The sequence below is a fragment of the Castellaniella sp. genome, from assembly GCF_034675845.1.
GTDB lineage: Bacteria > Pseudomonadota > Gammaproteobacteria > Burkholderiales > Burkholderiaceae_B > Castellaniella.
Genome location: NZ_JAUCCU010000001.1, coordinates 1,332,903 through 1,355,500 on the forward strand (window position 1 = coordinate 1,332,903; position 22,598 = coordinate 1,355,500).

At 57.1% G+C, this 22,598-nt stretch carries 23 protein-coding genes, 2 pseudogenes and 1 other annotated feature; of the genes and pseudogenes, 6 read left to right on the forward strand and 19 right to left on the reverse strand.

From position 1 onward, the window contains the following. Window positions 1–329: 329 nt before the first annotated feature. From VDP81_RS06385 to VDP81_RS06395, 3 genes are all read right to left on the reverse strand, one after another. Window positions 330–581: a helix-turn-helix domain-containing protein gene (locus tag VDP81_RS06385; RefSeq protein WP_289175758.1), complete on the reverse strand. Its 252-nt coding sequence runs from the start codon at window positions 579–581 to the stop codon at window positions 330–332. Between the two features lie 49 nt (window positions 582–630). Then, complete coding sequence (locus VDP81_RS06390; protein WP_323011843.1) at window positions 631–1,008, reverse strand: type II toxin-antitoxin system RelE/ParE family toxin; 378 nt, start codon at window positions 1,006–1,008, stop codon at window positions 631–633. Window positions 1,009–1,144: 136 nt separating this feature from the next. Further along, entirely contained in the window at window positions 1,145–1,423 is a 279-nt protein-coding gene (locus VDP81_RS06395) for a helix-turn-helix transcriptional regulator (protein WP_323011844.1), read from the reverse strand. Between the two features lie 106 nt (window positions 1,424–1,529). On the opposite strand from VDP81_RS06395, the gene VDP81_RS06400 reads away from it, so the two are divergent. From VDP81_RS06400 to VDP81_RS06415, 4 genes are all read left to right on the forward strand, one after another. Continuing rightward, window positions 1,530–2,768 carry a tyrosine-type recombinase/integrase gene (locus tag VDP81_RS06400; protein ID WP_323011845.1) on the forward strand — a complete coding sequence of 413 codons (1,239 nt, stop codon included), beginning with the start codon at window positions 1,530–1,532 and terminating at the stop codon, window positions 2,766–2,768. A 105-nt stretch (window positions 2,769–2,873) separates the two neighbouring features. Then, on the forward strand, window positions 2,874–3,344 hold the full coding sequence (locus tag VDP81_RS06405; protein ID WP_323011846.1) for a helix-turn-helix domain-containing protein: 471 nt from the start codon (window positions 2,874–2,876) through the stop codon (window positions 3,342–3,344). Between the two features lie 64 nt (window positions 3,345–3,408). Then, window positions 3,409–3,753, forward strand: a complete 345-nt coding sequence (locus VDP81_RS06410; RefSeq protein WP_323011847.1) for a hypothetical protein — start codon at window positions 3,409–3,411, stop codon at window positions 3,751–3,753. Between the two features lie 36 nt (window positions 3,754–3,789). Beyond that, entirely contained in the window at window positions 3,790–4,443 is a 654-nt protein-coding gene (locus tag VDP81_RS06415) for an NUDIX hydrolase (RefSeq protein WP_323011848.1), read from the forward strand. On the opposite strand, the gene VDP81_RS06420 is transcribed toward VDP81_RS06415, so the two are convergent. The 15 genes and pseudogenes from VDP81_RS06420 to VDP81_RS06490 all read right to left on the reverse strand — a co-directional run bounded on the left by VDP81_RS06420 (window position 4,414) and on the right by VDP81_RS06490 (window position 20,157). Continuing rightward, window positions 4,414–5,031, reverse strand: coding sequence for a hypothetical protein (locus VDP81_RS06420; protein ID WP_323011849.1), 618 nt, complete (start codon window positions 5,029–5,031; stop codon window positions 4,414–4,416). The two genes, VDP81_RS06415 and VDP81_RS06420, sit on opposite strands and share 30 nt — an antisense overlap. Before the next feature lie 310 nt (window positions 5,032–5,341). Beyond that, the gene (locus tag VDP81_RS06425; protein ID WP_323011850.1) at window positions 5,342–6,964 is read right to left on the reverse strand and encodes a hypothetical protein; all 1,623 of its coding nucleotides are present in this window, start codon (window positions 6,962–6,964) and stop codon (window positions 5,342–5,344) included. Window positions 6,965–7,079: 115 nt separating this feature from the next. Continuing rightward, entirely contained in the window at window positions 7,080–7,376 is a 297-nt protein-coding gene (locus tag VDP81_RS06430) for a hypothetical protein (RefSeq protein WP_323011851.1), read from the reverse strand. After that, window positions 7,373–7,582 (reverse strand): helix-turn-helix domain-containing protein, encoded by a 210-nt coding sequence (locus VDP81_RS06435; protein ID WP_323011852.1) that lies wholly within the window; start codon window positions 7,580–7,582, stop codon window positions 7,373–7,375. The genes VDP81_RS06430 and VDP81_RS06435 overlap by 4 nt, the downstream gene beginning before the upstream one ends. Before the next feature lie 112 nt (window positions 7,583–7,694). Beyond that, window positions 7,695–8,474, reverse strand: coding sequence for a hypothetical protein (locus VDP81_RS06440; RefSeq protein WP_323011853.1), 780 nt, complete (start codon window positions 8,472–8,474; stop codon window positions 7,695–7,697). Window positions 8,475–8,739: 265 nt separating this feature from the next. Continuing rightward, the gene (locus VDP81_RS06445; protein WP_323011854.1) at window positions 8,740–10,902 is read right to left on the reverse strand and encodes a hypothetical protein; all 2,163 of its coding nucleotides are present in this window, start codon (window positions 10,900–10,902) and stop codon (window positions 8,740–8,742) included. 447 nt (window positions 10,903–11,349) lie between these two features. Next, a complete protein-coding gene (locus VDP81_RS06450) occupies window positions 11,350–12,864 on the reverse strand; it encodes an IS5 family transposase (RefSeq protein ID WP_322996249.1) in 1,515 nt (504 codons plus the stop codon). 179 nt (window positions 12,865–13,043) lie between these two features. Beyond that, window positions 13,044–13,205, reverse strand: coding sequence for a transposase domain-containing protein (locus VDP81_RS06455; RefSeq protein WP_416233242.1), 162 nt, complete (start codon window positions 13,203–13,205; stop codon window positions 13,044–13,046). A 391-nt stretch (window positions 13,206–13,596) separates the two neighbouring features. Continuing rightward, window positions 13,597–13,920: a DNA-binding transcriptional regulator gene (locus VDP81_RS06460; protein ID WP_323011855.1), complete on the reverse strand. Its 324-nt coding sequence runs from the start codon at window positions 13,918–13,920 to the stop codon at window positions 13,597–13,599. Then, window positions 13,910–14,287: a type II toxin-antitoxin system RelE/ParE family toxin gene (locus VDP81_RS06465; protein WP_323011856.1), complete on the reverse strand. Its 378-nt coding sequence runs from the start codon at window positions 14,285–14,287 to the stop codon at window positions 13,910–13,912. The genes VDP81_RS06460 and VDP81_RS06465 overlap by 11 nt, the downstream gene beginning before the upstream one ends. Before the next feature lie 350 nt (window positions 14,288–14,637). Then, window positions 14,638–15,659: pseudogene (locus VDP81_RS06470) on the reverse strand (IS3 family transposase); the annotation flags it as partial. After that, window positions 15,478–15,594 (reverse strand) — a sequence feature (AL1L pseudoknot). Its footprint overlaps the pseudogene before it by 117 nt. Window positions 15,660–15,681: 22 nt before the next feature. Beyond that, window positions 15,682–17,208: an IS66 family transposase gene (gene tnpC, locus VDP81_RS06475; RefSeq protein WP_322995367.1), complete on the reverse strand. Its 1,527-nt coding sequence runs from the start codon at window positions 17,206–17,208 to the stop codon at window positions 15,682–15,684. A 206-nt stretch (window positions 17,209–17,414) separates the two neighbouring features. Further along, window positions 17,415–17,675, reverse strand: coding sequence for an IS66 family insertion sequence element accessory protein TnpB (tnpB, locus tag VDP81_RS06480; protein WP_323011857.1), 261 nt, complete (start codon window positions 17,673–17,675; stop codon window positions 17,415–17,417). After that, window positions 17,675–18,043 carry an IS66 family insertion sequence element accessory protein TnpA gene (tnpA, locus tag VDP81_RS06485; protein ID WP_269360395.1) on the reverse strand — a complete coding sequence of 123 codons (369 nt, stop codon included), beginning with the start codon at window positions 18,041–18,043 and terminating at the stop codon, window positions 17,675–17,677. The genes tnpB and tnpA overlap by 1 nt, the downstream gene beginning before the upstream one ends. A 374-nt stretch (window positions 18,044–18,417) precedes the next feature. Then, entirely contained in the window at window positions 18,418–20,157 is a 1,740-nt protein-coding gene (locus VDP81_RS06490) for a hypothetical protein (protein WP_323011858.1), read from the reverse strand. A gap of 559 nt (window positions 20,158–20,716) precedes the next feature. Between VDP81_RS06490 and VDP81_RS06495 the strand changes: the two genes are divergently transcribed. Both VDP81_RS06495 and VDP81_RS06500 read left to right on the forward strand, forming a co-directional pair. After that, entirely contained in the window at window positions 20,717–20,959 is a 243-nt protein-coding gene (locus VDP81_RS06495; RefSeq protein ID WP_323011859.1) for a DUF4351 domain-containing protein, read from the forward strand. A 74-nt stretch (window positions 20,960–21,033) separates the two neighbouring features. Further along, window positions 21,034–21,186 (forward strand): annotated as a pseudogene (locus VDP81_RS06500) (tyrosine-type recombinase/integrase); the annotation flags it as partial. Here the strand turns inward: VDP81_RS06500 and VDP81_RS06505 are convergent. Continuing rightward, window positions 21,183–22,568, reverse strand: coding sequence for a hypothetical protein (locus VDP81_RS06505; RefSeq protein WP_323011860.1), 1,386 nt, complete (start codon window positions 22,566–22,568; stop codon window positions 21,183–21,185). The pseudogene VDP81_RS06500 and the gene VDP81_RS06505 overlap by 4 nt on opposite strands. Window positions 22,569–22,598 lie beyond the last annotated feature (30 nt).

Here is a 22,598-nt window from a genome sequence, read left to right on the forward strand (position 1 = left end):
CCCTTTTCCTACTTCGCGGCAGACCCACGCCAAGCGCAAAACCCCGACAAAAAAACATAACCCTTTGTTTAATAAAGAAGTTATTTGAATTGGCCCGCAAAAAACCACCTACCAATTCAACCCCACCGATCAACGCTTCAAAGACGAAAGACCTCGTCCAAGGTCATCGACTCCAACACACGATCTCCCCACAGCTCCAGTTGCGCTGAAGTTTCTTCAGAAATCCGGCCAACAAGCACACAGGGGAGCGCACCAAAGCGACGGATAAGTTCAACGGTGCAGCGAAAGAGCCTCGCTTTTAGTTATGCCCTTTGCCTGGTTTGCGCCGGTCAGACCATTTTGATGACCAGCCGCTTACCGCAGGCATGAGCGTACTTGCGCAATGTGGCGAACGAAGGAGAATGGTTTTCGCTGCGGATCGAGGCTTCCAGACGCGACACGGCACTTTTGGTTGTACCCATGCGAGCAGCGACTTCTTCCTGTGTGAGCCCTGCCTGCTTGCGGGCCTGAAGTAACTCGTTGAGTGCGGTGTACTCCTCTTCCAGTCCGTCCCAGGCGGCTTTGAATCCCGGCCGTTGCATAGCGCGGGCCAACTCGGCCTTGGTGTCCAGGCGAACCGGTTTGAATTGCTCACTTTGCATGTTTGGCCTCCTTAAGCCGTTTGCGGGCTGTTTTCAGTTCCCGGTCGGGGGTTTCCTGCGTTTTCTTGATGAAGCTGTGCAGGATCACGATCTCGCGCCCGATCACCGTGCAGTAAAACGCACGACCTATTCCTTCTGCACCCTTGCACCGTAATTCGAAAAGCCCCCCACCCATCGCGCGTGAGTGCGGCAGGCGCAAGTCAGCACCGTGCTCTTCAACGAGCAAGATGAGACGTAGATAGTCGGCATAGATGCCAACGGGCCACTCGGCGATCTCACGTTGCACGCGTTCGTTAAAGTAACTGACGGCCCAATTCATGCGCTGAATGTTAGCAATTTTGCTAACTTTGTGCAACTGTTCGCCCATGGTTAAAACGATGCCCTGCCACCTCGGTGTTCGGGTGGGAGTAGGCCACGAGGGTTAGCACACTACACCAAAGCAGAGGCCTACCCCAGGCGATGCGAACGCTCGCAACAAGCCCCTACTTGAACGTTGCATGACATCAATCGTCCAAACCCTCATCCCCAATACGGCGGCCTTCAATCTGACGCGCTGACGTCTGTACTGCCAACGGCTGGACCATCATCGTGTAGCCCCCTTGAGGCTGATCATCCAGCATTCGCACCCCGGCAGTGGCAAAGGCCTCCTTCAATTTGGAGACCGTGGACAGACGCGGACTGGCCGCACCTGACTCCAGACGGGCAATCGCCACAATGGAGACGCCCGAATGATGTGCCAGATCGGGCTGAGACCAACCCAGCGCGGCACGTGCAGACTTCACGAAAGATATGATACGAGCCTCTTGCGACATGATTACTTCCTGTGTATGCTGTATTTAGACATTATTCATGTCTTTTTGAATGTGGTCAATATCGCAGGAGAACAAAATGCCGTCACTCATCTTCACCGCCAAGGCACTCAAGGATCTGGTCTGCCCGGCCGGCACCGCCAAGATCGACTTTCATGACAAGGGCTGCAAGGGCCTCATGCTGGAGGCGAGGATATCCGGCAAGCGCACATGGTACCTGCGCTATCGGGATGCTCGCGGCACACAGCGCCAGTTTCGTCTGGCCGATGCGCAGGACCTGCCCCTTGAGCAGGCGCGCAAACGGGCCGATGAGCTGCGCGGGCAAATTGCCCTGGGACACGATCCGGCAGCTCAGAAAGCGGTGCTGCGCTGCGTACCCACCTTTCAGGAATTTGCCACCCGCTACCTGGACTACGTCAGACACAGCAAACGCTCATGGCAAACCGATGAGAGCCTGCTGCGCAACCACCTGCTGCCGCGCTTTGGCACCCGCCATCTGGACGAAATCCGTAAAGACGACATCATTGCCCTGCACCACGGCCGACGGGCTGAAGGCGCGGCACCCGGCTCAGCCAACCGTCTGTTGATTCTGCTGCGCTATATGTTCAACCTGGCACTGCGCTGGGAGGTACCGGGCCTGACCAAGAATCCAACCGCCAGCGTTCCCTTGTTTGAAGAAAACAACAAACGCGAACGGTACCTGACCCAAGATGAGGCGCGACGTTTGTACGAAGCGGTATCCAAAAGCGAAAACACCATGCTGGCGTTCATTGTCCCCGCCCTGATCATGACCGGCGCACGCAAGCGCGAGTTGCTGGACGCACAGTGGTCGCACCTGGATCTGACCCAACGGCTCTGGCGCATACCCATCAGCAAATCCGGCAAAGCACGCCATGTGCCGCTTTCGGACGGACTGATTCAACTACTGGCACAGATCAAAGACCTGCAAGCAGGCTGGCCTGCACCACTCAATGCGTGCCCTTGGGTGTTTGCCAACCCGGCAACCGGCAAACCTTATGTGTCGATCTTTCAGGCGTGGAATACCGCGCGCAAACGAGCCGGATTGCCCGAGGTTCGCATCCACGACCTGCGCCATTCCTTTGCTTCGTTTTTGATCAACAACGGGCGCAGCCTGTACGAGGTGCAGAAAATTCTGGGCCACACCCAAGTGCGCACGACACAGCGTTATGCTCATCTGGCGCAGGAAACCCTGCTTGAAGCGGCCAACACCGCCGTCAATGCCTTGGGGGATGCGTTTGCGCCGCCAACGGTCGCGCGGAAAACGTCCGACCCGTGTCCGCTGTTGGAACATGCGTAGCTCAAGGCAGGCGCTTCACTTGTTGCACTTATTGCACTTGAGATATAGTACTGATGAGCGCCTGATGGACGTCAGGCCCATCATTGGCACACCAGGATAGCGATAATGCGCATTATCGGCAGAGTTCGCGAGGCTTCGCCACCGCTACTCAACCCGAAAGATCAGGAGATGGCCCGTGCTGCGCACCGCTGCATCGTGGCAGCACTCGATCACTCGCGCGCGGCCACCATCACGTTAACAACGGACACGGGCGAACGTCCAACCGTTGAACTTCCGCCTGCCGCCTTGAAACTGATCGGGCAACTGCTGGGAGCCATGAGCCAAGGACGTCCTATTACACTCATGCCCACTGAGCAGGAATTCTCCACGGTCGAAGCGGCTAACTTCCTGAATGTATCGCGACCGTTCGTCATCAAGGAAATCGAGGCAGGGCGCCTTGCACACCGCAAAGTGGGATCGCACCGCCGCATTGCCTTTGACGATTTACTCGAATACGCCCAGCAGATGCGTGCCCGCCAGGCCAATGCCTTAGAGCGTATGGCAGAAAACGCGCGTGAACTGGGCCTGGATTACTGATTCTTGAAGTGACGCACACTTTCTGCCATCGTCGTCCCGTTAACCATCCGCACCAGAGGCTCCCATGTGGCTACTGACCCCCGAAGGCTTTTTCTCCATTGTCCAGAAACCCGGCGATGCAGCGCGCGGCACACTGACGGTACGCGCTCGCGTGGCCGCTGACTTGGACAACCTGCGCCGCACCGTTCTGCCGACTCTTGAAGCGACCGAAGCCGGCATTGGCACCGATTACCGATTTCGGGCCACTGCGCCGCGTGAAGAGGTGGCTCGTGCGTTGGGTGAGCTTGCCTTGCGCACGACCTACAGCAACTTCAAAAATGAGGTCGCCAAAAGGCAAGGCCCGCAACGGGCGGCGCTGTACCATGACGTGTGGGATGTCCTGTACACGTTGCAGGATAAACAAGCCTGATTCGACCACCACGACGCCCATATCTGCTTTGACACCATGACGACCCATACCTGCTACCACCCGCGCTGCAACGATCATGGCCAGCGTGTACGGCTCAAGCATCCCAGCACACCCACACCCCTTGATGCATGGGACAATGCCCGCCAAAGCGCCTGTGTGGTGCCCGATGGCCCCATGCCCGCGCAGGTGAACGGGATCGTCGTTGAGTCCTGGCGCCATGCTCCCACCACGCCAGACGGCTGGGAAGCGCTGGCCTGCAGCACAGTCATTGCGGAGCCCGCCTTTAACGCCCCGCCCGGCTACAAGAAGTCCGCAGGAGCGGTGATTATCGAACCGGATCACCGCGTCTGGCTGGTGGCGCCCAGCAATGCCTTCGCGGGCTATCGGGCCACCTTTCCCAAAGGCACGTTAGAGTCCGGGGTCAGTGCCCAGGCCAGCGCCCTGATAGAAGTCTTTGAAGAAACCGGGCTGCAGGTTCAATTGCAACGCCACCTGATCGACGTGCCGCGTAGCTTGAGTTACACCCGCTACTACGTGGCCCAGCGCGTGGGCGGCTCACCCGCCGACATGGGCTGGGAGAGCCAAGCGGTGCTGCTGGTGCCGGTGGATCACCTGGCCAGGCATTTGAACAGCCCCTACGATGTGCCCGTTATCAACGCCCTATTGAACGTGCTGGGTCAGATCCCTTAACTGGGCGCGATTGGCCTGCAGGTGGTTCTGCCATGCGGGCACCAGACCTGCCTCATTGCGCTGGATCTGCGCCACCAACTGCGCATAGGTTCGTCGGTGCATGCGTGGGGGGCGCTGCGGCACAGGAAACATCAAACAGTTACCCGGATCCAGCCGGCGACGCAGGCGATTGGCCCGGTCCATCTGGCGCAGCAAAGCGTTCTCCCATTGGCTCGGGTAAGCCAGCGCCGCACACGTTCGGCAGCGCCAGCCGTGCCCCACCTCGCCATACAGCAGGTAAGCGTAGCGGGGGCAGGTCGGGCATTGGAAGATGGGCCGATGACCACCAAAGCGGCAGGCTCGCCAGAGCACGGGCAGTCGTTGCTGACCCTGCAAAGGCGGTGTTGATGAAGGCAGCCGGTCATGGCGGTAACTAACCAGCCCCTGATCGGTCACATCCAGTCTGCAGCCCAAGGCGGGCACCCACAGCCGTGTGCCTGGCTGCAGCGTCCCTACGCGCGCCAGTTGACGGATATCCAGCTGCACACACGCCGTGACCGTTTTCTTGCGTGTGGGGCGCACCCAACGCCCGCTACCCAAAGCACCCATGACGTTTTTTCTCCGAAATCGCTTGCCAACCAGTGTGGGATCACGACAGGGTGTCGCCAAGAACGGCGACCTGTGCCAGCCGGCGATTATTCTGGCGAAAAAAAACGCCGTACCCAATTACGGGTAAAACGGCGTTCACAACCCCGGATCAGGGGAGATCAGGGAGGTGGGGAGGTTGTTCTACCCGCTGAAAAACTAAAGAACACAAAACATTAATATATTCAGGAGTGGGAAAGCACTCCCCTACCTCCCCAACTCCCCTTTTAATGTTTCGCCAAACGGTCAGCGGCCGGCCCAGGCCCGCGCCGATTCAGAAGACCGTCTCCAGTTCCACCAGACTCCAGCGCGCCGTCTTGTCCGCACCCGCATGCTTGCAAAACTGCATATCATTCGTGCGGCGGTTCTGCTGGCTACCCAGCCACTTACCCAAGGACACGCTGTTAATGGCGCCATTTTTGCCCGCCACCACCAGCAAGGCTTCGCGCAGGGTTTCAGACGCCTCACTGCGATCACCATAAGGGTTTTGAAAATGTTGCGTGGCACGTCGAATCACCTCGGCCACGGTCACCTTGTCACTACCAAACACCGCTCGCCACGCATGCATCACGTCTCGCAGGGCTTCGAGCTTGGGGTCATTCTCACGGGTGAACGTCATACTGTCTACCGGGTCCGCTTGGTTCAACCAAAGCAGTGCGCCACGGACCCAATCGCTCCAGTCCTCAAAACTGCCCAACAGTGGACGCTGACGTGGCCGACCGGCCAGATGAAACGAGCGCAGCACGATCAAGGCATCACGCACATACGCGGCACGTTGCCGACGCACAGACTGCAGTGGGTTGGTGTCAAACTGGCGCAGTTCCGGACGCTCACACTGGGGGTCAAGACGACATAACAACGCGCGGCGCGTCATATCGCCCTGGATGACCAGCGCATTGCCCGTGGCGAACATGGCGATGGTGGTCGGCACATCACGTAACTGAGACCCCCCCAAGGGACGCACACGCACCGTTGGCTGGGTATGAATCTGGCACAGTAAATCACCATCCAAGGGCTGAGTGCAATTATCCAGGCTGATTAACGCATCCCCGGCAAGCAGCGCACCGTGCAACCGCTTTTCCATTTCGGCATCATCGCGGCCCTGACTCAATACCGGTGCTTGGTGACCCTGCGCAATCAGACTGCACACATCCACCAGCATGGACTTCCCGGAGCCTGCAGTCGGTGCTGTGAACGCATGCATGGGTGCGGTGGGCAACGCCCTGCGAATACACGCGGTCAGGATGCCACTGAGCGCTACCGCTCGATCCACCTCACTCACGAAGGCAAACTCCTTGAGCAAGACCAGAAGTCGCGCCAATGCGGCTTTTGCATCGTCCCGCGTCAACTGCTCGGGTAGAGGCTCAAACATTATTGCCCCGGGGTCAAAATACAGTCGAGTGACCGGGTCGTAACCCGGCTGATCCAACACACTGCCATCGAGCCGCAAGGTGGGCGCATTGATGACCCCAATCAATGGCGGCAACGCCCACTGGCCGACACGCGCCAGGTACGTTTCAGCAATTTTGAGCGGCGGGTCGACCGGCACCGGCAGCTGATCCTTACCCCGAAGCCTTTGCCACACCGCAATCCGCCCCAAACGTTCGGACAGGTGGTGCTTGGTCACAGGCACCAGTCGTACCATCGTCACGCTTGTACCTGCCCCATCGGGTAGCGTATCGCGCGTAACACACACGACGGCCCCTGCACGCTGGAATATGTACGGGCAGTACTTCAACAACAAGCGCTCGGCCTGATCCACCAGCGCAGGCAACTGTCCCTGTTCAAGCGTAATGATGGGCAGCGCCTGCGCCGCGTGGGCAGACGATGGCGCATCAAGCGCGTCAAGCTCGAACGTTGAATCGCAGATCCAATCTGTTGACTCGTCATGGTTCATGGTTTCACCTTTGAACACAGATACAAAAATTGCCAAAAAACGATCCGGCACTGAGCTGGTTTGCGCGTCTTGACGATTTCCCACAAGAGGAACATGTCCGAACCGCGCGTGTGATTCAGGATGATCGCCATACGGTCTCCACGAAAAAATGGGTGGCGGGTGTACACAATTCGTAGGACTTGATGCTTGAGGCCGCCGACAAAAGTGGCGCAACAACCTGGGCAAACCCTGCCAACCGCTCGCGGGTCGGCTCCAGGTCGTTCCAGCCCAATGGCACATCGATCAGATCGAGCATAGCCTCGTGCAGCAGTTCGGCCTGCTCCGTTGCATCATGGCAAAGGGTCAGGCGAGCCAGCACACGCACGGCGGCTTCGTGGCCTTCGGCGCGAGGGGTAGTGGACAGCGTGCTCATGGCTGGCTCTCCTCGCATGGCATGATGACCATGAACGCATCCAGGTCAGCCTGGCGGTACCTCACCGCCCGCCCCACGCGGACAAACCGGGGCCCACGGCCAAGGGAACGCCATGAGATCAGCGTGGTTTCAGACAACGCCAGATACAGCGCGGCTTGCCGGGTATCGAGCAACGGACTCGGTGAAGGAAGAACGTGATTACGCATGGAATGCTCCTGAAAATCATAAGTAGGAGCACGCTGCAGCATGCTGTAATTATATTAGTCAAGGTCATCGGCACATACCTCCCCGATTTAATCGACACCCTAATTCAAGCGCTCAGTCGTCCAGGAGTTTCTCCAGCGGAATCAAGCCGTTACCGAGTACGCCTTTTCCGGACAAGTCGGCTTTGAGCGCATAGTACGCGGCCTCGATTTTCTTGCGAAGATTGTTTACGCGAATCTCCCGAGCATCGAAACCAACGGATGAACGTGGGCGTGTCGGCTGACCCGGATTGGAGAGTGCATCGCGTGCCAACGCAACGCGCCGGATGGCCTCGGCTTCGGACAAGGGTTGGCCCGACTTCACAGCGCGCTGCAACTGCGCCCACACATCCATCGCCAGATCAGCATGATGGCTGTGTTTCGGTGGCTGACTGCGCCTGCGCCGTTTAACCGGGGTGTTTTTTAACTGCTCCAGTTCGTCCTGCAACACCCTAAGTGCCGCCCCGTGCTGCGCTGGATCCGGGCGATTCTGCGCCGCCAAGTCAGCGCACAATGCCGCCAGAACCTGCCTCTTGATTTCGCCCCTAGAGGGCGCCTGCGGACGACCCACCGCGCCCTTACGCTTGCTCTTGCGCTCCAGCCAGCGCGCGTGCTGCTTCCTGGCGCCTTCGATCAACGTTGTCACGATCCGCAAACCGTACTCACGCACTCCAACGGGCATGCGGCGTCGATGCTGGATGTTGTCGATCAGCAGCGCAAGCAGTTCGCGATACGCCCGGACACTGCCTTCATCAAACGCGACAAATAGGCTCGCATCAGGATCGAGAGGATGATGACGGAAATAGGCCCAGACATGGGCGTTATGAAGGACAGGCAGGCTTTTATCTACGGACATGATCAGCCGATTCTAAATGCAACTTTGACATTTTCTTGAATAAGAATCATTCCACCTGTGGCCTATAGGAAAGCCCCACAACCTTGCGATTATGAGGCTATCTTGCTGAAGCAACTTTGTCATTCCATTTGCGCTGAAACTCAGAACTCCCGATTGGGCTTCATTCGACAGCACTTCAGAACATACTTTGCTACATCAGCGATTTCTTACTAAGACTTCAGAAAGTAGGGGCAGTACGGTAAACCGTGGTCTGACCCCCTTTTCGTTAGACGACGTAGTCCACCTGGATTTGCGCTGCGCCTCCAACGATGGTGATGGCATATGTATCGGCGGTGCCAACTGAAGCATCGTATTGAATATTGGTAGCGAACTCGCCTGCCTCAATAATACCGTTGCCGTTGGTGTCTTGGTAAAGAACAGCGTTGGTGGTTTGACCTGTTGTCGTGCCTGCAGCGTTTACCAACAGGAAGCCGTTAGCCGCCACAGTGGTCGTGCCCAGATTAACAGTCGTAGCCGCAGCAATGGAAGTTGCTGCTACGCCCGTCTTCAGGGTGATGCTGTAATTATTGAGGGCTACTGCTGCAACGTCAGATATGAAAACTGTGTCAGCAGTGTTTGCCAGCGTAGACACAGTGGTAACAAAGGAATCTGCTGCGGACGTAATCAAAGTCACAGCGGTCCCGTGTGCGACAGTATTGCCCAAGCGAGTAGCCACCAAGCTAATCTGATCAGCACCAGCGCCGCCGGTAATCACGTCGTTGCCACCACCGCCAATGATGGTGTCGTTGCCTTTGCCGCCATCGATCGTGTCATCACCTTTGCCGCCATCGATCGTGTCGTCACCTTCGCTGCCCGTTAGCGTATCGTTGCCGTTTCCGCTTTGGATATAAACACCAAACCCGGATCCTGCCGCTGCGGTCACAGAGATTGATCCGTATGTCAGACCGGCTGCCTGGATATCGCCTTTCAGGTTGACGATATCAAACCTGTGCCCTGCGGTTGCCACGATAAATTCATTCAGCACCAGATCTTTACCGTCGGCCAGCGCCGCCGCATCCACTGTTATGGTGCCAACGGCGGCATTATCGTAGCGCAACGTAGTTTCACCATCACCCAATACAATGGTCTTGATCCCCGCAATGGGGAAAACATCCCCCAGATTGATGTGGTTTGAACCAAATAGCTCGATCCGTTCCACATTGCGGACTTTTGAAAAATCAGCATGAAAATTACTGCCTTGGCTACCGCCATGTAAGGTATCGATTTCTAAGGTGAACCTAATGGTATTGACGCCCGCATCGCCAAGCACTTGGCTGTCACCGCGCAGCTGGACATTATCGGTATACACAAAAACATCATCACCATCCCCACCATTGATGGCGTTTTCCCCATTGCCACTGTAAATTATGTCATCACCAGCCCCGCCATCGATCGTGTTATTGCCAGCGCCGGCGCGGATCTCCAGCGCTTTGGTATAAGCCACCGCGCTGATGGTAGCGTCAACGTCTGCGCCGTTGATCTGTAATGCACCATCTGCAATCGCCGCGTTTAGGCTGGCGGCATCGGCGGCGTCAAATTCGGTATTGCTGAGTGTGATTGCGGTGATGCCATTGGCCTTGACCTTGGCAAGATGACCGATCAGGCCGGCCTGATCGGATGTCACCGCTCCCAGCGTGGCCGCACCATCAGCCAGTGTTGCAGCCAGGTGCGGGGTCACCAGCGTGGCGGCAGTCATCGTCACCCCGGGGACAGCGGTAATGCCGCTAACTGCCACATCAGCGATGGCCGGTTGATTGGTGGCCTCAATACCGCCACGGGTAAAGATCAAGTGAGTCCCGTCCGTGGTCAGGTTGATGGGGCCGGTTTCTGTCCCGCCAAACGTGATCATGTGCGTGGCAGCATCCCACATCACCGTAAAGGCTTCCGGGGTGCCGCCACCGCCATCGCCACCATCATGGGGCACGTCGAATACATCATCCGACAGCACTAACCCATCGGGGACCATGACTTCGGACGGGACCACCAGCCGCAGCGACGAGCCCGCGGGCGGCAGAAAATCCACCGGGATAAACGCATCGGTACCCGGCGCCCAGCCGTCCGGACGCTGAAAATCGGGAAAAAACGGCGCCACGGCTTTGACACGCAGCAAGGCTTGTTCGATATCGCCCGTGGCCAGAAGCTGGGCAAAAACCGGGTCGCCGGAAAAATCAGACAGGGCTACGCCATTGCCCAGGTCGCGGGCTTCTTGTACGCCATAGTTCAGCAGGTGTTCATAGGGGCTGTTGCCGCTGGCGGCCACATCGGGATTAGCGTTTAGATATTGGCCCAAGTTAATTGCCGGGTTGATCACGCGCGGTTCGGTATAACCGTGCAAGACAAAATGCTGGGCGGCGGACTGCACCGTGCCGTGGGCAATTGCGGCGGCCACATCCGGGTTTTGTTGCAGATAAAAGGCGGCATCAAACAGCGGCGTGGGAATCCGGCCCTCGGCAGCGCCGTAGTCCTGGAAATGACCCCATGCCGTGGTCAGCCCCGCGTTGACCGCCGCGGCCACATCCGGGTACTGGTTCAGGTATGTCTGCGCATCGAACATAGGTGAGGCACTGCGGCCTTCGGCGCGTCCCAACTGGTCAAAGTGGGTTTCGGCATCGATCAGGCCGGCGTTGACGGCAGCCGCCACGTCGAGATTTTGACCAAGGTACCAGGCTGCGTTGAACGGTAACGGAGTAAACATACTTGGATCCCGAGTGTGAAAGGCAAACCTAGCGCATTAGTCATGCACCGAAATGATATCAACGTACCTTATCACTTCTCATGAGATTAAATACCATTAACCCATTAATTTGTCGTCCCTGAAAAATTCATTTGCCCTGTTTCAGGCCGGATTTCCGGCGATCTGAGGCCACGGATTTCGATAGGGCAGGCAGCCCACCGGATCAACCCAATCGCCTCTCGAGCCCATCATGGGCATCAGGCGTTGAATCTGACGACCAATCCACGCAATAAATCGGCACAAAAATAAAGGGCCGATGCCCTTGCGGGCAATCATGCGCAGCAGCCACTTGATATTGAAGCCTGCCGCGCACAACACCGCATGGATCGCATCACCCGTTTGGCCTTTCAAATGACAGCGATTCATTCCATGATCGCTTTTCAGATGTCCAATGATCGGCTCCACCGCCTGCCGTCGTTTAAGCATTCGACGCTCCTGGTCGGTGAGGCGTTTGAATTTGCCTCGGTGTTTAAGGCTATATTCCGGGATCTCGGCATCAACGCCTCGATAGCCCAGATCCGTGTAGACGGTCTGCGGGGCCACGTCCACCGCCTCCATCAGGATGCGGGACTGCTCCAACTGCTCGGCCAGCGTGTGGCCATCGTACGGATTGCCAGGGAAGCTGCGTGCTCCCACGATCAGATTCCCCTTCAAGGTGGTGACAATGCCCACCTTCACTCCAAACTCATAGGGCGTACGGGCCTTGCCCTTGCTGATGCACTCCACCTCATCGGCGTGCCAGCTGTAGACCTTGTCTTTTCCCTTCACCTTGGCACCCCGACGGCTCTGAGCCGCGATCTTATGTGCGCGAGCTAATAACGGGTCCAAGGCGTCCTGGATGCTCTGCGCCAGCACTGTCTTGTTGCGCCCAATGTCACGCGCCAGACGGCCCAGAATCGTGCGCTGGCGCTTGATCGTCTTATGCATGCGCCGATACTGCTTGGCATGCGCATAGCGGCCCGCTTTCCTGGCCAACTCCCGGCCTTCCTTGGCGTAGCTCTGCTTTAACGCAATGCCGTGCGCCTTGGCCGCGCAGGCGATCTTCTGGCGAGCCACCTCCAGCAGACGGCTGTCGGTGGGATGCGCCACCGCCTTGGCTTGCACGGTGCTGTCCACTATCACCGACTGCATCGCCGTGCGCTCGATCAGCCCCAGTTTGATGGCCACCACCAAGGTCTGTACCAGCAGCTCTTCGACGCCTTCCTCACCCAGTAGCCCCCGGAATCGGCTGATGGCGCTGGGATCGCACGGCAGGCGGTTCTCGAAATACTCCTGACCCGAGAAGTACTGCCAGGTGGGCGCATCGCTCCACCGTTCGCACACGCCTTCGTCGCTTTCGTTGAAGGTGTGTTTCAAATAGAGAAGCGAAATCATCAGTCGCATCGGCAGCCGAGGGCGCCCCGCGTTTGAATGACCGGTTCCCACCACCGCCACCGTCGGACCAAATAGATCACTATCCTCAACCTTTCTGCCGGTGCGCACCTGGCGAGCGAAACGGTGCGCGACGGCGGCCTCCAATTCTTGCCAGGGAATATGCGTGGCAAGCACCGCCAGCGGTTTACGCAGATCAATCATCTGATCCAGGCGGCTGCGGAAAAAATCGTCGATTTGATTCATGCGAATTTAGGGCAATCTCCCAGAAAATCGTGCCAAAAAGGCTATTTTTGAGAGATTTGATAGACCGGAAGGATTGTATTTTACATTGAAATCAATGCGTTATTGATATTTCATGGCCAACTAATTTATTCAAGCTCAAAGCATAATGGAAGAAAATAGTAAGCGGTGCATGTTCCCCATTATTCTCCGGCAGCCAGATTCATGGCTAAATCCTGGTCATGAGTATGCCACGGCAACAGCGCCTCAATCTCGTACACCGTTTGGGCCATCGGCAGGTGCTGCAGCACAAATCGCAGCCACGCATACGGTTCGCGACCATTCGTCTTGGCCGTCTCCAGCAGAAAATATAGTACCGCGCTGGCGTGAGGGCCTGCTTGGGTATCGTCGGTTCCGTCTTGATTATGCCTGTGCTGTCGCTACGGCCTAATCAAGACGGCCAGGGGTAACCGTTTTTTTACGAGTCTCGGAGGCGCACAAGCCCTTCACTGATTGCTCAGGCAATAACTGATTGATGGCAAAACAGGTCAGACCGTGGCTGGTCAAACCTTTTGGGGTCTATGTGCTGTTGAGCACGATGGTCTGTTTAGAAACCAGCCAGCACATTGCCTCAGGGACAGAGGCGACGGCCTCACAGAAAGTGCGGATATATGGCTGCAATCTGCTACCGTTACGACATCTTGAAATTATCGCTTGGCAAAACAGGGGCGACCATATATGACCCCTATTTTCTTCTTAAATCAGCGCTTCGAGGCCTTTACGTTCAAGCAGGTTAAGCAACTTCTGTGATGGGCCACTTGGGCGTTTGTCACCCTGTTCCCACTGACGTACCGCTGACGGACTGGTATTAAGCAATGATGCTAATACGGTCTGGCTTAATTGATAATGCTCACGTAGGGAGCGTATTTTTTCCCGGTCGTAGATCGGAATAGGCTCAAGACAGAGCGCATCAAATTCACGCATTTTGCGTTGATCAATAAAGCCTAAGCGGTGGAAGTCTGCCGCCGTTTCATGAACGGCCTCCAAGATACGGCTTTTTGCTTTAGTTTTAACAGTCATAGGATACCTCTTGTAGAGCGCCGTCCTTAATTGCGGCTGCCAACTGTTCGCTCGTGTGCGATAGCAGGCTCTGAGCAAGAACCTGAATAGTTACCTTCTCTTGCTCACTGATGTTGGCTCGTTCATTCTTCTCGAAACCAAAAACGAAAAACCATTGGTTCCCCTTATTGGTCGCCACAAGGGTACGGGCACCGCCACTCTTGCCACGACCTGCTAAACCGACGCGTTTTTTCACAACGCCGCCGCCTAGATCAGCATCTATCAACCCCTGCACCATTTCTTGTACGGCTTTATAGAGAGCATCATCGGTAAGATCCGTCTTACGCATCCAGCGAAAAAAGTGACGAGTTTTATAGACGCGAAGCATGATCAAACTATACCACTAAGTGTTATAGTAAACAAGATTTTCTCCTCATGCCATTATTTCAACGTAGGGTCGCATTATATTCGCTACTCGATATCCCTAGCGGCACTTTCCTTGTCGTCGCGTCGGGTTTGTATGTCATGCTCCAGCGCGTCGACAACTATCGAACTATCGTGGTCTAGTTGAATGGTCGCCCCTACCCAACACGGCATCAAAGTGCCAAAGTAGGCTTGCGCCAGTGCCCACTACTGGGGTAGGAAACTTACTGAGTTAGGTCATGAGTTGATGCTCCTGCTGGTGGAGCACTTTAAGCTGCTATGTGAATCGAACCGGGTTTCACGGAGGCTGTTTGGTTAAAGTAAAACGGGTTCTGCAGCCTGCTTTGTGAGCTGTTGATAGTAACGTTCTTCAGCCTCTGCCGGCGGGATATCACCGATCGATTTCAGCAGGCGTTGGTGGTTAAACCAGGACACCCATTCCAGAGTAGCCAGTTCGACGGCAGCCTTGGTCTTCCAGGGGCCTCTGCGATGGATCACCTCAGTCTTGTATAAGCCATTAATAGTCTCGGCTAGTGCGTTGTCATATGCGCTGCCGGTGTTGCCCACGGAAGGATTAATACCCGCCTCGCTCAGGCGCTCGGTGTACCGAATGGACACGTATTGCGATCCACGGTCGCTATGATGAATCAATCCATCCGATTCCTTTGGTCGTCGGTCATACAAGGCCTGCTCCAGGGCATCCAGAACGAAATCCGTTGTCATGCTGCTGCTTGCCCTCCAGCCAACGATCCGTTTAGCAAAGGTGTCAATCACGAAGGCCACATATAGCCAACCCTGCCAAGTGGAAACATAGGTGAAATCTGCTACCCACAGTTTGTTTGGACGGTTTGTATCGAAGCGCCGATTGACTAGATCCCGTGTGCATACATCCGACTTGCTTGGCACTGTGGTTCGTACCCGTTTGCCACGGCGCACACCCTCGATACCGTGTCTACGCATCAAACGCTCGACCGTGCAGCGAGCAATCGTGAGGCTTTCGCGATTCATCTGGCGCCATACCTTGCGAGCGCCATAGACTCGAAAGTTCTGATTCCAAACCCGGTAGACATCGACCATCCGCACCTCGTCGCTCTTGGCTCGGGAGCTGCGCAGCTCCGGATTGCGGCAACGGGCTGCATGCAGTCTGTAAGCTGATGGGGAAACCTGCAGTACTTTGCAGATCGGCTCGACCCCATAGAGATCCCGGTACTCGTCAATGTAGGCATTTATCTCTTCAGTTGGCGGTCGAGCTCCGCCTGGGCGAAAAAAGCGCTCGCCGTCTTCAGGATCTCGTTGGCACGGCGCAATTCCTTGACCTCGCGCTCCAGAGCCTTGATGGTAAGCGGTGCATCTCCCCCATTATTCCCAGGCGGCGAGATTCATGGCTAAATCTTGGTCATGAGTATTCCACGGCAACAGCGCCTCGATTTCGTCCACTGTTTGGGCCATCGGCAGGTGTTCCAGCACAAAGCGCAGCCACGCATAGGGCTCGCGCCCGTTGGCCTTGGCCGTTTCCAGCAGCGAATACAGTACCGCGCTGGCGTGTGCACCCGCCGGGGTATCCGCAAAAAGCCACGCTTTTCTGCCAATCACAAACGGCCTGATGGCGTTTTCTGCGGGGTTGTTATCGATGGGCAAATCGCCGCACTCGGTATAGCGGATCAGGCGCGGCCAGACCTTGTGCAGATATCCCAACGCTTCGCCCAGCTTGCTCCTGGGCGTGACCCCCGGCAGGGTTTCATCCAACCATGCACGCAGCTTTTGCAGGATCGGCAGGCTGTGGGTCTGGCGCGCCTCGAAGCGCTGCGCATCGCTCGCTGTTTTCAGCTTGGCCTCGATACGATACAGCCGGGCGAACAGATCCAGCGCGTGGTCTGCGCGGGCACTCTTGCCTTTGGGGCTGACCCGTTTGGCTTCGACGAACTTGCGCCGAGCATGGGCTGCGCACGCCAGGTGCTCCACACCGGGCAGGCGCGCCACCGGCGCGTAGCCTTCGTACCCGTCGGTCATCAGGTAACCCTGCCAGCCTTCGAGCAGGCGTACCGGTATCTGCCCCGAACGGCTCGCCTCGTAATCAAACAACACCACCGTGCGCCCCGGCGGCCCGCCGCGCTGCACCCACATATAACTTTTAGAGGTCGGACTTCGCCCTGGTTCTTTCAACACTTGAACCGTGGTTTCATCCATGTGGATGACGGGCGCATCCAGCAAGGTGTCGCGGGCCAGATTGTGCAGCGGCTGCAAGGCCTGGGCGAGCCTGATCATGGCCCGCGTCATGCTCTGGCGTGGGACGTCCACCTGGTGGCGGGCCATCACCTTCTCGAAGCGCGCCAGAGGCAGGCCGTCGACATACTTCACCACCGCCATCATCGCCAGGAACCCGGCGCTGAAGTTGCTGCGCGGCAGGACCTGCGCCGGTGCCGGCTGCTGTACCGGTGCCTGATCGCCCTTGGGGCAGGCGTAGCGCGGGCGCACCGTGCGGATCACGCGGATTTGCATCGGCACGATGTCCAGCTGTTCACTCACGTCTTCGCCGATACGCACCATGGGGGTGCCGCAGGCGCATTGGCGTTCTGCTTCGGGGACATCGACCAGGAACTCGACGCGGGGCAGCTCGGGCGGCAAAGCGCGGCGATGACCGCGCTTGGGGCGAGGCGTGTTGTGCGCGGGCGCGCCCTCGTGTGCGTCTTCGAGATCAGCGGCCTGCTCGGCCAAGGCTTCCACTTCGTTAAACAGCTCGCCCTGGTGCGACTCGCTACTGGGGCCGAACACCTGATGCCGGGCCAAGCGCCATTGCTCAAGGATGCGTTGCACCGCCTCGGCGACCCCTGTGGCGACGCCGGCGGCAATCCCTTCTTGCAGTTTCCTCTCGAACTCGGATTGCATCGCCGAACGCAAGGCGTGAAGGTGGGTTTCGTTCTGCGCCTGCAGCGTGGCCCGTAACTCGGCCAGCGTCTTTTCGCGCTCGGCTTTCAATGCCGCCTGGAAGGCTTCAACCGAGGTCGGCACAGCGCCGATTTCGGGGCTGTGCTCAGGGGGGAAGGATGGGGTGGCTGCAGGGCGATCAGACATGCATAATTATACCAGAATTATCACATAACTGACTGATATTTCAGTGTTTTATGAGGATAATTCGCCCATAAATCAAACCCTTCCAACAGCCACTCCAACTCTTTGGGGGTGAGTGTCACGGTCGCTTGCGCGCCTGGCGCGGGCCAGGCAAAGCGCTCTTTCTCCAGCCGCTTCTGCCAAAGGCAAAAGCCGTTGCGATGCCAATACAGAATCTTGATGCGGTTGCGCTGGCGATGCACGCAGCACAAGTAGACCTGCCCAATCGCCACTCCCGGGTGCATCAATGCACCTGCTCAGTCAGCGCCTGACGCACCTGCGCCAGCCACTGCGGGCTGGGCAAGCCGGGCAGCTCCAGACGCAGGCCAGCGCCCAGCACCAGTACATGGCGATCCGCCGCGACAGGGTGATCGACAGCGGCGAGCGGACCCACGCTGACCGGCACAAACTGGCGCGCAACCGGCGCAGCCACCGCCTTGACGGGCACCTGAGCCTTCCGCTCCAGGGCTTTGAGGCGCCGGCGCCAATAATACAGGCTTGAGACCGGCAACCCCTCACGCTGCGCGTAGGCCGTGGCGCCAATGCCCTCGCGCGCTATCGCGTCAAGGTGCATTTCCCACCAGGCCTGCCCTGGTCCTCGACTCGTCGACATCCTCGGTTCTCCTGTTTGCTTGCAGAACCGATACGATGCCCCACAGAGCGGGCGCGAACAATCATGGGAAAAATGGAGCGTTTACAAAAGAAATGGTGTCTGACCCCATTTTTTTCTGGCTCCATCATAAGCATCCGGTCAGGGCCGTCTTGACGATTTTATCTGATGGCATCAACGACTAAGCCGAACCCGTCTGTCTTAACAGATGGGTCCGGCTTAGGGTGTTTCTTATAGCCTAAGCGATCAAATGATCTGTGCTCCATTTGTCTTGCCATCTGGGAAAACCCCTGCAGCTTGACTTCAGAACATTAAACTTTGATCTGCTGAGTTAGAAGCAGGCCGAGTCTTCCCGGCCTGTCAAACCAAGGTTTAGATTAGGCAAGCAGGATATGACCAGCCAAGTTAGCTGCGACATCACCGGCCAACTCGATCACCATGTCACCAGCATTAAAGCCGTCGGTTGTAGCCTCATCAACATAGACATAGGTGTTGCCCTCGAAAAGAAAGTGAGTGACAACATTATTCCCTGCGGCGTTAGCGTTTGTCAAAGCACCAACCGCTGTCAGTGCCCCAACAAGATCCATACCAGTGAAATCTATGCTATTGACCTGCGCCTGTAGCGTCGTATTGGCCACCTTGGCACCAGTAAAGCTGGTCAAATCAAGATTATCAGCCCCAACACCAAAATCGGTGACCTTGACCGTGGACACGAAATCAGCAATTGTGGCACCAACATTAGTACCAGCAACTACAAACGTATCGGCGCCATCGCCGCCCGTCAGGGAAAACGCCTTGGTTGTGGCAGTGATGGCCGACACGGAGATAGCGTCAGCACCGGCACCAGCATCAACTTCTAGCGCTTTCCCAGCAGCAGCTGCGGTGATGGTGATCTGGTCGTTACCAGAGCCAGTAGACAGAGCCGTCAGAGCAGTGAAACTTGCTTGAGCTGCTGTGATGGCCAAGTTGCCGCTGGAGTCAGCGCCATCAATGACCTTCAGTTTCCCAGCATCTGCAATAACAACATTAGTATTTGACGTCAGATCTACGTCCAAAGTGGTCAGTTTGGCGAGGCTGTTAAGATCCACATTCAGCGTGGAATTAGCCGTACCTGCCACGACGTTCAAGTTGCCATCAATATGCAGAGTGCCCAGCTTGGCGTTAGCAGGAGCAGCAGCATTCAGCACAACATTAGATGTGGAGCCCACACCATTCAGGTTGACTGTGCCTTCTGTTGCGGTAGCACCGAAATTAACGGTTGCAGCAGCTGCAATAACTTGAGCATTCGCGCTGCTGAAGCCGACCTCGACGCCACTGGCTGCAGTAACCGCACCAAAATTCGCAGCCCCATTACTGATTTGGTTCAGGTTCTGAACACCAGCATAGGAAGCAGCAGACAGGATTGTGCCAGCGGCAGCCGCTGCAGATACATCCAGATTGACTGTGTCAATGTTGGCAATCTTCACGCCAGCAGGGATGCCCGTAGCGCCAGCGCCAATTGCCAGGTTCAGAACATCATTGCCAGAAACGCCGTCAATCTGGTCACCCATATTCAGGGTGCTAGTGGTGACAGTACCATCGCCCAGCACAGCATAGAACGTATCGTTGCCGATCGTGCCATTTACGACTTCACCCACAGCATTAGTGAGCGTGAAAGTCTGGCCTGCATCTGGGTTGCTGTCGAACGGAGCACCAGGACGACCTTCTTCGTAGCCAAAAGCGTAGAACTGGTTAGCCAGTTGATCTTGCTGGGCGTCGGTCAGTGAAGTGGCTTTGGAGTCGATGCCAAAGGCAGTCTGCAGATCTGGGTTAGCCAGAGCATAGGCCAGCAGATTAGCGGGGGTCAGTTGGGCACTAGCGGAAGGAGCACGGCCTTCATTGATGCCAAACGTGGTGAAGTGCGAGAACAGATCGGCAACGGTCAGGCCGGCATCGATCAGGTCTGGGTTATCGGCCAGATAGAACTGGCTGTCAAACCACGGAGCAGGCTTACGGCCTTCGTTGGCGCCGAAAGCGATGTAGTGGTCCCAAGCGCCTTGGCTGGACAGACCGACCACAGCGGCTACGTCAGGGTTGTTGTTCAAATAGTATTGTGCGTTGAAGTACGGATTAACCATAGTGATAGTCGTCCTAGTTTGTTTCGGGTTACACCCATCGATGGATGTTATCTAAGCAGGTACCCGACGACCGTCGTAAACCTACCCATCAATAACACCGGCGAAGTTTAACACTATGCCACTGGCTGTCAATACAGGGAATTGCAGTCCTTTTGGGTATTCAACCAAGGTACTACAAGACAATACAGCCCGGAAAGCAGGCAAGTAGGGAATCGTAAAATTGCGGCGGAGATGTTGCATAAGCACAACGGCACGGATTCCTATGCTGGCTTAGGCTTACGACAAAGCAAAAGGTTCCGCTATGTTATTTAGCAGGAATTAGTGGTACAGGCGGTCAGGTGCCGTTGCCACGACAAGCAAAGCTAAAACTAGATGGTGCGGAGAACAATTGAGGGGGACAGTTCAATGGCTGGGGCGGCAGTCGCCAACCTAAGCCGACTCCGCCTCTGTACTGTGTCGACGTAATCACCGGGTAAGCGGTGCATCTTTCCTGTCGTAGAATTGGAGACATGGCGCAGCCGCTGGAACGAACTGGAATCCCTGGCCCCCAGCAACCCTTTTGCCGTGGTCGTCATGGCGCAATTGCAGGCCAACCACTATCGGGACAAACACTGCCGAAGGCAAAAAAGAAGGCAGCATCGAGGGGCAGGCTCAATTTCTGCTGCGATTGATTCAACGCCGCTTTGGCCCACAGACGGACAACATCAACCAACGCATTCGGACCGCGACGGTCGCACAGCTGGAAACCTGGTCGTTGAACATTCTGGACGCCACTGAACTGGATGACGTGTTTCGAGATTAATCAGGTCTGATTGGCGATATCTATACATTTTATATATTAAAAATGGTGTCTGACCCCATTTAGCCCTACGCCATAGTTTTGCCAGCTTTCTGGTGAATGCCGGACGCAGCCTATACGAGGTACAGGAACTACTGGGACATGCCGATATCCGAACAACCAGTCGATATGCCCACCTAAGCCGCGAAAGGCTGCGCGAAGCGGTGGAAACAGTGAGCTTGGTGATTTAGTAAATCAAACTCAGCCCCCCGGCAATATCAGACAAGGACAAATCCCCGATGACTGCCAGCAGTTGGATGCCGCTGCTGCCCTGGCTGCCATCACCATCCAATCCCAAGCAGACCTGGCCCGTCGCGTCCTGCCAGTAAACCAACAAAGGATCACTGGCACCGTGCCGGGCCGCCAGGGCAACATCCACGCTGGCGGACGTATGTTGACCATAGAGCACGACGGGGGCATCCAGCACGGGCGTGCCCAGGCCTTTCAGCACCAGGGTGTCACGACCACCGCCAGTGGATAGATGGATGGGCTGCTGGATGCTGATGGCATAGGCATCGTCCCCTGCCCCTCCGTGGATGGCCAAACTGGCGGTTTTGACCAGCGATAGATCCACGGCGACACCAGCCAGGGATGCGCTGGCGTCCAGCAGCTTTAGATGCGGGGCGGCCAGCACGCCCAGATCGACGGCAGCCTGGGCGTCGACACGCACGGTGTGCAGGCCATCCAATACCGTGGATGGCTGACCGCCAAAGCCTGGGCCAGGGGCCCCGGCAATGCCCCCCAACGCCGAAACCCCACTGACGCTGATGTCCAGGATATTCAGGCTGGCGGGGCCATGGGTATTGAAATACAGCTGGGCGCCGCCGGGCTTTAGCCAGACATTGTCCAAGCTCAGATGCTGTACTGCGCGGCCATCCAGCGCCTGAGGCTGGTAGCCCAGGGTGATGTGGTTGGGCTGGCCTGCCGGGTCCTTCACAGAAACCAGATTGTTCAGGTGCACGTCCACCAGGTCGGGCAACTGCTGGATGGTCAGCGGCGCCAGGGATTGGGTAATGGTCAAGTCCGCCAGCCCTTGGATGTGGGCGGCCAGCACGGTGGTGGGGTAATAGGCACTCAGTTGCAGATGCTCGATGCCAGTCAGTTGCGGGGCGATTGTGCCGCCCGCCAGATCGGCGATCAGGGTATCGGTGCCCGCGCCGCCATCAATGCGGTCGCCCAGCTGCAGGGTGCTGGTGTGGGTGGCGTCGACCTGGACAATGGGCGCATGAAAGACCTCATCGCGGTCGGTACCGGTCAGGGTATCCGACTGGATTGTCAGGCGGTTGGGCTGGGGGCTGCGGCCTTCGGCCATGCCCCAGGTCAGATAATGGATGAACAAGTCCGGAGGGGACAGCCCCGCCATGGCCAGATCGGGATTCTGGGCCAAATACCAGACGGCGTCGAACCAGGGGGCCGGGGCGCGACTGGTCGCCCCCTGCAGGGACTCTGCCGCGCCATAGTTGATGTAATGCTGCCAAGCGGCGGCAGGGGTGTTCAGGCCTGCGGCATAGACATCTGGATTCTGGGCCAGATAATGGGCAGCGTCAAAGGCCTGCGGGATCGGATATTGCATGTGATTTCCTTACACTAGATTAATGCACTG